At 42.3% G+C, this 12,061-nt stretch carries 8 protein-coding genes; 5 read left to right on the top strand and 3 right to left on the bottom strand.

The window, feature by feature from the left end; genetic code table 11:
- Positions 1-318: 318 nt before the first annotated feature.
- Positions 319-1,662, top strand: a complete 1,344-nt coding sequence (locus ACWPOD_RS21620) for a DUF262 domain-containing protein (RefSeq protein ID WP_456232216.1) — start codon at positions 319-321, stop codon at positions 1,660-1,662.
- A complete protein-coding gene (locus ACWPOD_RS21615) occupies positions 1,655-3,568 on the top strand; it encodes a DUF262 domain-containing protein (RefSeq protein ID WP_456232215.1) in 1,914 nt (637 codons plus the stop codon). Before ACWPOD_RS21620 ends, ACWPOD_RS21615 begins: the two co-directional genes overlap by 8 nt.
- Positions 3,569-3,599: 31 nt before the next feature.
- Here the strand turns inward: ACWPOD_RS21615 and ACWPOD_RS21610 are convergent, their stop codons facing one another.
- Both ACWPOD_RS21610 and ACWPOD_RS21605 read right to left on the bottom strand, forming a co-directional pair.
- On the bottom strand, positions 3,600-4,925 hold the full coding sequence (locus ACWPOD_RS21610) for a relaxase/mobilization nuclease domain-containing protein (RefSeq protein WP_456232227.1): 1,326 nt from the start codon (positions 4,923-4,925) through the stop codon (positions 3,600-3,602).
- Positions 4,915-5,667: a chromosome segregation ATPase gene (locus ACWPOD_RS21605; protein WP_456232214.1), complete on the bottom strand. Its 753-nt coding sequence runs from the start codon at positions 5,665-5,667 to the stop codon at positions 4,915-4,917. The genes ACWPOD_RS21610 and ACWPOD_RS21605 overlap by 11 nt, the downstream gene beginning before the upstream one ends.
- Positions 5,668-6,397: 730 nt before the next feature.
- On the opposite strand from ACWPOD_RS21605, the gene ACWPOD_RS21600 reads away from it, so the two are divergent.
- The 3 genes from ACWPOD_RS21600 (at position 6,398) to ACWPOD_RS21590 (ending at position 8,891) form a co-directional block, all read left to right on the top strand.
- Positions 6,398-6,688, top strand: coding sequence for a helix-turn-helix transcriptional regulator (locus ACWPOD_RS21600; protein ID WP_065871663.1), 291 nt, complete (start codon positions 6,398-6,400; stop codon positions 6,686-6,688).
- A gap of 283 nt (positions 6,689-6,971) precedes the next feature.
- Entirely contained in the window at positions 6,972-7,619 is a 648-nt protein-coding gene (locus ACWPOD_RS21595) for a hypothetical protein (protein WP_120416713.1), read from the top strand.
- A 63-nt stretch (positions 7,620-7,682) separates the two neighbouring features.
- Positions 7,683-8,891, top strand: a complete 1,209-nt coding sequence (locus tag ACWPOD_RS21590; RefSeq protein ID WP_456232213.1) for an IS256 family transposase — start codon at positions 7,683-7,685, stop codon at positions 8,889-8,891.
- 283 nt (positions 8,892-9,174) lie between these two features.
- On the opposite strand, the gene ACWPOD_RS21585 is transcribed toward ACWPOD_RS21590, so the two are convergent.
- A complete protein-coding gene (locus tag ACWPOD_RS21585) occupies positions 9,175-12,048 on the bottom strand; it encodes a UvrD-helicase domain-containing protein (RefSeq protein ID WP_456232212.1) in 2,874 nt (957 codons plus the stop codon).
- Positions 12,049-12,061 lie beyond the last annotated feature (13 nt).

Genomic DNA, 12,061 nt, shown 5'->3' with positions numbered 1-12,061 from the left:
CATATTCCACTGAGTTGTTGCTCAGTGGAATCCTTTTACTTTTTTATGCATAACAGCACGTTATGCTTATCGATAGACTATCGGATTCATATGTTGATTACGGTATACTGATTAGAAAAGATAAACTGAGCGAACGCACAAAATGGTCACCAGCATCAACAAAGCTAAGCTATATAAAATTGATATTATAACTAGGATTATTCTGTCTGCGTTTAAAGAGTCAGTGATACTATGCGACCAACATAAAGCTCGCTTAAAAGAGTTTCAAGCTACTCAACTGTATCTAACTGAAGCTATTATTGAGTAGGTGGCGTAATTATGGCAATTGTCTTTAATCAACCTCAAACCATTGCACAGTTGTTGGAGCAAAAACTCACGATTCCTGAGTACCAACGCCCATACAAATGGCAGCCAAAGCATGTTAATCAACTGATTGATGATATTTTTAACCATCGTACTAAGCTTTGTTATCGGCTTGGTACGGTGGTACTGCATCAAGGCAAAGATTCAGAAAGTGGGGGGGAAGGTGGCCTCAACATCGTTGATGGTCAGCAGCGCCTTCTTACCTTAACGCTACTTTGCACTATTCTGGATGGAAAAGAGAAAACCATCTCATCAACTCTGCTTGAGCACCAATTTGAATCCTCAGTCAGTATCGAAAGCCTCAAGAACAATGCGCAAATTATCTCTGAACGGGTAGCGAATCTGCCTGCCACAGAAAAGCAGGAACTACTCAATTTTGTTCTTAAAAAGTGTGAGCTTATTCAAGTAACGCTGGATGACCTGAGTGAAGCGTTTCAGTTCTTCGATTCACAAAATGCCCGTGGTAAAGCACTTGCCCCTCACGATCTACTAAAGGCTTACCACCTACGTGAAATGATGGACTCAACAGAGCAAAACGAGCGTCTTCACCACGTAAGCTTGTGGGAGCAGGGCGTCAACCCTGATGATGAGTCGGCGAACTTGCACACCATCATGGGGGAGTTTCTGTTTCGTATGCGCCGCTGGATTGACGGTGACTACGGCATCCAGTTTAGTCGCCATAACATTGATGTATTCAAAGGCATTAACCTAGACAGTACTCAGTACGCCTATGTTGATGCAATGCTTGCGCTTGATTACGCGATTGAAACCTTCAATGCCGATCCTGCGAGAAAATGGGACAAGCAAACTAAGGGTTATCCATTCCGAGTTGACCAAGTGATGATCAACGGAAAACGGTTCTTTGAGTACATTCAGCACTATATGGCGATTCACTCTAAGTTGTTTGTTGGCAAGGATGCAAGGCTAGCTTCATTTGTAAAGGAGCACACAAAATACAGTGGCAGTAACCGCAAAGGGGATAGCTATGTGCGAAACCTGTTCTTGTGTGCGGTGATGTACTACTACGATAAGTTTGGTGATGTGGAATTAGATAAAGCAGCACAGATCTGTTATCGCTGGGCGTATTTCTTACGTCTTGATTTGCAGCGTATTGGTATGGAGTCGGTAGATAATCACGCCAAAGCTCGAAGTGGACTCTTCAGGGCTATTAGCAAAGCCGTTCACCCTCAGCAGGTACTGAACTATCAGCCCCGTTATATCCAAGAACCTAAGTTCAATAACGCTGAGGACGTGCAGGCATCAATTGAAGCAATGAAATCGGGAAGTGTAAATGAGTGATTCGAACCAAGTAGAACAGTTATCAGTTAAAGACCTTTTCGATAGTAAAACTCAATATGTAATTCCTATCTACCAGCGTAACTACGCTTGGGGTGCGACAGAGATTGAGCAGCTAATTCAAGATATCAGTGATGCCGCAGGGCTTATTACTCAATCTGATGAAACAGCTACTGCCCAACAAGCTAAATATTATCTGGGTAGCCTCGTCGTTTATCAGCGTACAAATCACATGCACCAAACTGATGTAGTGTACGAAACCATTGATGGACAGCAAAGACATACCACGCTCTCTATATTATTAGCGTATCTGAAACACCGTAAGGTGCTGGGTGCCGACAAACTCGAAGGGCTAAATATTAATTTAACCTTTGATAGCCGCCCAAAGTCTTCCAGAGCGTTAAATGATATCTATACAGGTAACAATAATGGCGAGTCTGAAGAGCCTAACATCCATGCTGCCTTTAACATTATTCAGCGTTACTTTAAAACCAAAGGGTTAGACGCAGACGATAAAACTAAGCGTTTTTTCGACTACTTGTTAGAAAGCGTCACTATACTAAGAGTTGTTGTTCCACCGCAAACCGATCTCAACCACTACTTTGAGATCATGAATAACCGTGGCGAGCAGTTAGAAAAACATGAAGTATTGAAAGCGAAGTTTATGGCTACGCTCGGTGATGAGGAAAGAAGCTGCTTTTCTACAATTTGGGATGCTTGCTCGAATATGAAGCGCTATACGCAGATGGGCTTTCAATCTGACTTGCGAAAAGAAGTATTCGGTGACGACTGGCAAACCATGCCACATAGCTTTGAAGCTATACAAGATAAGCACACGAACAAGCTGCAAAAGCAAGATGCAATGACGCTACGAGAAATTATCGCCAACAAGACATCCAGCTCAAACAGTGATGATGAAGATCGAGAGAAAGAAGAGCGTTTTGGCACTGTTATCGACTTCTCAAACTTCTTGCTTCATGTTTTAAAACTTATGAAGACAGAAGAAAACGTTTCGTTAGATGACAAGAAGCTGATCGATTCATTTATTTCTAAAGACGATGGTTTGAGGGTTGGTGCCAAAGACTTTGTGTATCAACTGCTTAAGTACCGAATTCTATTTGATAGCTACATAATTAAGCCTGATCAACACGATGAAAAACGTAAGTGGAGTTTGTTAAGGCTCAATGCTTATAAAAACGGTAATAGTCTAAGTCCTGAGTATCCAAATGCCTTTAGTGACCATAACGAAAAGATTCGCATGATATTGGCAATGTTCCATGTATCGAATCCAGCATTAGTCTATAAGCGTTGGTTAAATGATGCGTTAAGGATATTAAATATCCTAGCTACTGACAATGAAAGGTTGGAAGTCGATGGTAGTACGTACTTGATAGATCTTGAAGCTCTGAGTGATAGCTACTTTGATGAAATTTGTGGTGGTTCGAAACTTGAGTTTAGGGAGGATAATGTTGGCGTCTTGCATCAAGGGACGGGCGTCCAAAACTTCGTGTTTAATCGACTAGACTACCTATTGTGGAAGCGTCTATCTGACGATGAGTCGTTTGATGGTATAGGTAAAAAAGAACTTGGGAAGCACTTTGATGATTTCCAATTTTCATTCCGAACCTCTGTTGAACATTACTTCCCGCAAACCGATCCATCTGGCGCACGTAAGATGGACGATGTGGATCGATTTGGCAATCTCTGTCTTATTTCGCCAAGCAGTAACTCAAGACTTAGCAATTACTCTCCTCAAGATAAGAAGAAGTTCTATCAAGAGAACAATCGCGCCGAGAGCTTAAAGCAAGCGATAATGATGAGCTACGATGAGTGGGGGTCAGAAGGGGCAGGGCATGACAATATCCTTAACCATGAAGCTGAAATGATTAAAGTTCTGTGTAATCAGTAGCAATAAGTGAGGCTCTCTGAGCCTCACTTTTCTAACTACCGAATGTCTGTTGAACGATAGGGTTCTTTTCATGCTGAGTTGTTGCCAGTTCATCCAAAGGTGTAATCGAGAGGTTAAACTTATTTTGAAAAGAATACTCGAAGACAGTCAGTATTAGATGATAAAACAAGTTGCTTATCATACTGGATGCAGTGTAAATCCCCCGTTCACACTCATAAATAGCTCTTACAATCGCTTTGTCACGGGTTGAACGTATACGCTTTGCATATTCAAACCAATACTCCATTTGTGATTGCTGAGCAGCTTCATGAGCACGAGAAAACGAGAACAGCAGGTAACGATACTGCTGATGCTCGTATTCCTCTAGTTGTTTCTTGAGTTTATCAGCGTGTTCAATCGCCTGTTTCCGAATCGTCTCAAAATGAATGATGGCTTGATCCACTTCAATTTTGCACTTGTTGTAATTGGTGCTTTCAAGGCATGAAGCGTTCAGTACGCCATTTTGAATCAGTTTACCTAATGTATACTTATTGCCACTTCGTAGCGAGGATGCTGCAAAGCGATATTGATGAAATCGATAAGCAATACCTTTAAATCGAGAGTTTGTTTTGTCTGGTATTAGCTCTATTTCAATTCCTTGTTTGAGCAATGCCATTTCAAACAGAGTCAACGAGCAAGAGGGCTGCAAAGTACGAATTGCAGTATCAACTTTTCTTCTCATCATACGAATCACCGTTTTCTCTTTTTCGCCTTGTACATCAGTGTCGTAACTTGAGTGGAGTTCCCCTGAGCTTTGTAATGCTTGTAACCCTAGCGTAACTTCTTGCTCCCTCATGATTTCTTGGGCTTTGAGGTGCGATTGCCAGTTAGAAATGATTTTTCCAGTAAGTAAATCAGTCGTAGACGCTACAATATGGACGTGTTCATTGTCGGTATCGGAGTGCTTAAAAACGATATAACGAGCATGCTCATATCCTAAATGGTCCATCAGCTTCTTAATCGTGTTTCGCCATTGGGTTAGGGGTAACTGTTCCCCCTCTGCGAGGGAGACAACAAAATGGCGGAAGGGTTGTTTCGTATTAGGGTTAGCTAGGTGAGCGCTTTGTAGTTCAGCAATCGCACGGCTCCAATCAATGTCTCGGGCATCTTGGTTTCTTGCATTCAGGGGAACCGAAGCGATTTCGTTGGCGCAGATAAACTGCGATGTTCCCCCGAGTTCATCACCCTTGGAGTGACTTGAAGAATACTCGACCAACAGCGTGACGTCGTCATTTTGCTTGGCGCCATATTGAACTAACTGCGTAGCATCATGCACCGTTTGTTTATCATTCTTACATTTCAATTCCTCAAATATCATCACTGGCGTTCTCTTGTTCAAGTTTGCGACGGTAAAGCTCACGTAAGGCACGGCTATCCAGAAATTGCATTGCTAACAGCTCGGCAGTTTGAGAATTATGTGCATCGATAGCGAGGTTTCGGATGAGTTGTAAATTCTGCTTTAGTTCATATAGAGCATCACCCAGTTGGCGGGCAGTTTCATGGTCGTAAAGGGGGTTATCTTGTTCAATGAGTGACTCCATCACTGTGGCGATGCGCTTTGTTTGCTTAAAGTACTCTGTGATTTCATCACTGCGTTGAGGTTTGACTGTGAGTTTTTGAGTTATGACATCTCTCAGGAACCGACTAGCGGATTTATAGTTATAGCTATGCATGACTTCAAGAAACTGTTGGTATTCGCTTTCTGTTAGATTGGTTTTTACTGCTCTGCAATACAGCTCTTTGTCAGTTTTTCGTTGTTTCTTGAAATTGGCTTTAACGGTACGAATGAGGGCTTTTACCTGCAAAAGTTCATCTTGATTGGAAGACGTTTGAGGATGTTGGTGGATGAATAGGGTATGAGCAAATGTCGTGATAAATGCTTGCTGCTCCTTGATACTGACACCTGATTCAATTGGGGAAGGTAAAACCCCTGGGAGTAGGGTCGTTAATTCATCAACGGAATAGTCATGATATTCCATCCATGATGTTAGATGTTGCTTTTGTTTTCTGGAGGTGCAGCGAATAACAGCCGCTGCGACTGTATTTATATTAATGTCCATTTTTTAATTCTCTATTTATTATTTTAATTATTTAGAGTGTATTGTTTTTAGCGATAACGCCGAAGGCTGTTATCGCAACCCTACTAAGTAGGGCAAGTTTTCGTGCGTTTATTTGGAACAAATAAGAACGAGCGATATCAGCTTGTTACTATTTTTGTTCTATCTGTTTTTATTATAACAATATAATTTATAATATTAAATGTGCTTATTTAAATAAGTAGAATATATTTTGTGTGATGGTCGGTATAATACGGAGTTCAACTGGGGAATATGATAAGGAACTTGTCGCATGCGACAGGGAAAGTGCGGGTTACGACATCGAAAATGCCGTTTGCGACAAGGAATTTGCGCCGCACTCTCACTACGTCTCAGCCGCTTTCATCCGCTTTTACGCCATCTCACTGAAAGTCAGTAGGTAGTTGTCGGGACAGATGTTATATGATTTAAGTTAAGAAGTAACAACAAAAGGAAGTGTGTTCGTGATGGCTGAGTTAAATTAAAATAAAGGATGTATTTATTGTGTCTTTATTTTGATTGCTTTGCGTGGTTATATTGTGTGATATCCAATATATGTTGCATGTATATTTTGTGCGTTGTTAAATATATAGAGTTTGTATATTTTACCTCATGAAATAAAAGCAAAAAAGTGATTGCTTTTTACTTCTAAATACGAATATTATATTTGCAACGACTCCTTGAGTCATAATAATAAAAAGAACGGAGGCGTCCAATGACGCTTATACACCCAATCAACCAATTAAAAATAGAAAAAAAAGTCGATGTATTAAAACGCGTTGGCTTATCCCAAGCCACGCTTCACAGACGTATAAACGATGGCACATTTCCGCCCGCCGTGCAACTGGGTCCCAAGGCTGTGGGATTCATGTCGCATGAAGTCGATGCGTTTCTTATTGCATGCGCTTTGGGAGAAGATAAAAAGCGAGTTGTATCTGAGCTTCTTGCGCAGCGACAAGCGCTTAAACAAGCGAATCCGTTATTGCAGTACATGAACTTTCAATAATCTATCTTTTAGTTCTGTGCATACGTTGCACAGAGCTTGCTCAACTTCAGTGGTAATTGCAAGATTTTCAACGACTTTTGCGCTCAATCTGAGGAGGATAAAAAACTCTTGACATTAAAGTGCAGGCTAAGTTAGCTTGATAAGGCTTCCAAATCGATCTGCTCTTTGAAAGCTCTGAATAATAATATAACAGCAAAAATAATAACGATAAAAACAAGATAAGTGGCTGAAAGCCATCAACAAAAGTTATTACGTTGTCACTCATTATTACTTCGGAGGAAACATGAAAGAGTTTAACGTCTTAAAGAAAAATCGAAAGTATTTTGCTGCATCGCTTAACGGCTACAAGTGCAGAATCTTAATCGATGAGCTGTCCCAGAATCTCTCAATCGGTACGCAACTGCTGGATGTCGAAGATATCTCTATTCGTTCAAAGTATGGAACCGACCTCATATTCAAACTTAAATCCTCGATTGAGGGGCAAAATGAGTCTGGTTTTATTACTTTAAACAGCACTTACAATACTTATCTCGTTGATAAATGCCGCGCTCTGGGTGGACAATGGGATAAGTCCAGTGAGTGTTGGGTTTTTAGCGGCCTTATCGAAGAAAAGGTTGATGAACTGGCTTATATTTTCAATTCCTCTCTCGTACCCGTCGAAGTGACGATTCATGATGACTATGATGTGTACGAAGAAAAGGGGACACTGTGTTGCCTTGGTTACCCAGTCGCACGCGCATTTGACCGTGATTCAGGAGCAAGAGTTGAAGAAGGGGTGGGTGTCGTAGCGGGCGGCTTCACAAGCGGTGGTAGTAAGAAAAATTGGGTGACTCAAGCCAAATCTGGGACAGTGTTTCGCTTTGAGGTGGCAGAGCAAGTGCTCATCCATTTTTCTGAGAAAGAGCCTCATTACCACTTTAAAGCTATCTGAGAGAGTGTCCCGAATTCTGTGTAACTGTCTAGACTTAAGCCTTAAAGGCTAAGGACGGACAATATGGATAAGAAAGCACTCGAAGCTTTTGCTCGTGAAGCAGCAAAGTCAATTAAGACTGAATCTGATCTTGATGACTTCCGAAAAATGTTAACCAAGGTGACCGTTGAAACGGCGTTAAACGCTGAACTCGATGAGCACCTTGGATATCAAAAACACCAATCCAGAACCAGCTCCAACTCCCGTAATGGCTACTCGGGTAAGTCAATTATCACCGATGATGGAGAGGTCGATATCGACGTCCCTCGCGACCGTGAAGCTAGTTTTGAACCTCAACTCGTCCGCAAGCACCAAACTCGATTCCAATCCATGGACGACAAGATATTGAGCCTGTACGCGAAAGGCATGACCACACGTGAAATCGTCGCAACGTTCAAGGAAATGTATGATGCTGATGTCTCGCCAACGCTAATATCAAAAGTAACCGACTCGGTGCTTGAGCAAGTGATTGAATGGCAGTCGCGACCTCTCGACGAAATTTACCCTATCGTCTATCTCGATTGCATCGTGGTTAAGGTGCGTCAAGACAAGCAAGTCATCAACAAAGCGGTCTATCTTGCGTTAGGCGTTAACATGGAAGGCCAAAAAGAACTGCTCGGTATGTGGCTCTCTGAAACGGAAGGTGCCAAGTTCTGGCTTAACGTGCTGACTGAGCTTCAAAACCGTGGGGTAAAAGACATCCTTATCGCTTGCGTTGACGGGCTAAAAGGCTTTCCTGACGCCATCAACACTGCGTTCCCAGAGACGCAAATACAGCTCTGTATCGTCCACATGGTGCGAAACTCGGTCAAGTACGTCCCTTGGAAAGACTACAAAGCGGTGACGACCGACCTGAAGAAAATCTACCAATCAGCCACAGAAGATGAGGCTCTGCTGGCTCTAGAGCAGTTCTCTGAGCGATGGGATAGTAAGTATCCTCAAATCAGTCGCTCTTGGATGGCGCATTGGGACAACCTCAACACCCTGTTTAACTACCCAGAGGATATTCGCCGAGCGATTTACACGACTAACGCCATTGAATCCCTCAACAGCGTTATTAGAAAAGCGATCAAGAAGCGCAAGCTCTTCCCAACGGATGAATCAGCTAGAAAGGTGATCTACTTGGCTATCCGAGATGCTTCCAAGAAGTGGACGATGCCGATTAGAAACTGGCGACAAGCTCTAAACCGCTTTATGATTATGTTCGAAGACCGACTCACGGAATACATGTAACCCCGACAGTTACACAGAATTATTTACAGGGTCCTATCTGAAAATAAGTGATATAAAGTGGTTGCCACCACGTCTTGATGAAACTGAGGCCGTACTTAACAACGCTATTATTCATAATAGCGTTGTTTTTTTTCAAGTTCTTCATGGGATGCCGCAACTGCGTTTGTCTTGTATGACATATTCATGCCAAGTTATCAGAGTTTCATATGTGAGGTCTGATGGTTTTAAGTTGACCAAATTTTAGTAATGATTCCTTGTGTATATTAGTTCAGTTACGATTTGTCTATCCTTTTTTCTTGTATGTGCAGGTATTCGTAGTCCCTTTTCGGTAAGTAGAACATCCCCAGAAATTGCCATACTTACCTTCCCAAAGCTTCATCTCACCACCGCAGTTTTTACATATTGGACGTTCATCATTACAACTCTTATCTATACAGACTTGGAACCCGCTCTTAATACCTCGGCTCATCGGGCTGCCACATTTGCTGCATGGTGTTTCCTTGTTCTTACAGCGTGGATAGAGAGAACAAGACAGAAATTTACCATACTGACCTGACTTGGGGCGTAAAGTGCCTTCACCGCATTGATGGCAAGAAATTTTATCGGATTCTTTTTGAATAAGAGAAACATCAAATTCGTTGGTTTCTATAGGGTACTTAGCTTTAATCAGCTCGGTAACAAAATCACTAGCATCCGTCATATCAACAAGCAAATAAGCTCTGTGTTTTGCACGAGTGAGAGCAACATAGAACAAGCGGCGTTCTTCAGCATGTTCGAATCTATCTCCCTGTGGCAATAATGCATCCACTAACGGTGGAGTTTGTTTCTCTGAGGGAAATCCAAGCTTACCAGTGGTAAGCCCCAGTACAATTACATACTCAGCTTCTTTCCCCTTGGAGGCGTGGAAAGATTGATTCTCTATGTTCAAAGTCGGGAACTGATGCTTCAAAGTCCTTAGCTGGTGTAAATCAGGGAGTTGGTGCCAGTAGCGGGCAAGCAAGTATACCTTGTTCTTGCTCGGTTTCTGAGAAGCGATCAATTGATTAGATATCGAAATGAGCGCCTTTTCTAATGCCGAGATTCCTTGTTCATCTTTTCCATGACGAACGATACTCACCGCAGGTTTATCTACTTTAACAAGTGAAACTATGTCTTTCTTTAACTGAACGGGGTTTTGTGTGACAAATCGAGTTGCGACATCACCAATTGAGCTATTGAATCGGAAGGTCATATCTAAGGTGGTTTCAGATGTAGAGCCAAAGTAGTTGGAAAACGCTGTGGTAAGACGCACATCGGCACCGCTAAAGCGATATATCGCTTGCCAGTCATCACCAACGCAAAACAGTGATGAGCGTTGCACACTATCCCTAAGAGCCTTAACAAGCCTGGCTCTCGGTTCTGAAATATCTTGAAATTCATCGACTAACAGATATTTCCAAGGAGGCTGGAATTGACCTGTTTGTACATACTTTAACGCTTTTCCAATCATATCGTTAAAGTCGATAACTTGATGGTCTCGCAGGTACTTCTCATAGCTGTGATACAGCGGCATTAATAACTCAAGCGCTTTTGCTGTTTGCTTCGAATCAATCGATTCTTTGATGATTTTGTTTACGCCAGCGTCATCAAGGCATGCTGCTTTATACATATCAACTAGCGCACCGAGTAGCTTAGCTAGCTCAGTTACCCGACCGATCTGCTCCAAGCTGTCTAACAAAGCACTCTCTGAAACTGGTTGAGTTTCCACACCATGCTTATCTAACTCCTTTTCTAGTGCTATGAGTAGGGTGCCTTTCTTGTGTTGGTGGTAAAAAAACTCGATGTAACCTGTCCCATATTTCTTATGGGTTTCACGCTTCCATTTGATACCTGCATGATAACTCTCTCTGTCTATGTACGGTGCGGTATTACCGTTTTCATCAATGCCGTAGTATTCGATATAAATATCATAGTCTGGGAGATAGAAATCTGGCTCATACTGGCGATATTCCGCTGTTGCAACGTCGAAGCGATATTTAGCCTCATACTCGTAGTTGATACCTTTACGAAACAACCAGTTGGCAATAACTAGCTCGCCATAGCTTTTAACTTGCTCGCCTCGCATAGAACGAATGTCGTTATCATTGAGATATTTGAGATATGAGCCGCGGGACTCAAAATCCCAAGGGTTTTTATCTACGTAGTAGTAGGAGCTAAAGTAATCGAGTAATGCCTTTTTGTAACTGCTGTCAGACATCAAGGCCTCGACTTCATCGTGCATCCATTTGGCTTTCATCTTGGCGCTGTCTTCGAGCTTAGACAGACTCGGTGCCTTACCTTCAACGGATGAGATAATCCGTACGCCAATACTATGAAAGGTACTAGCTTTCATGTCCTCAAAACCTAACTTGTCTTTGATTCTCTCATCCATCTCTTGGGCTGCGATGCGGCCATAAGCTAATAACAAGATATCGCTAGGATTAGCTTGTCGACTTTTGATGAGATAACCTGTTCTTCCTACCATGACACTGGTTTTGCCTGTACCCGCACCAGCTAATAGGAGGTTGTTGTCATTATCGGTAACGCAAGCGATTCTCTGCTTATCAGTTAGCGGGTTGGATTCCACACGATCAAAGAACGACTTGTATTGAGCGAGCTGCTTTTGCACATACCGACTTCGTATTTTTTGGACATCCGAAGCGCTCCAACTACTGATATTAGTGAGTTGCGATGCTGTGATTTGAGCTAGTTCTGAGAGACCTTGTACTTTGTCCCAACCTTTCCAACGCTTTAATTCATTACTGGCAGTTGTTCTAATTATCTCAACAGAAGAGTCTCTCAGAAATCTTGATGTGCATTGAAGGTATGCATCACTGAGAAAATCTTGCAGGCGCTTCGCACTTTGATTTGCCCAAGATGGGAAAAGTCGTTTTGAATACCTAAACGGTGTAAGATAGCCCAGCATACGATAACGGTAAGTTTGTTCTTGTGAAACTATGACTAAGCACCCGCCATCAATAGCGAGTGACAGGTGTGGTGGATGATCAAGCTCCGCCCAGTTAAAGTGAGCATCTTCTCCTCCTTGAGCAACATGAATCCCATTATCGTCCACTGTTACCTCGATCTCTTTGTTAAAGAGACGGGCAATTGGATTCGTAGTAAGTGTCAATAAAGTCATTGCACGTAAGCCA

This window comes from Vibrio sp. JZG120, assembly GCF_053890955.1.
The sequence above is the reverse complement of the archived record's forward strand: the minus strand, read 5'-3'. Positions and strand labels throughout refer to the sequence as shown.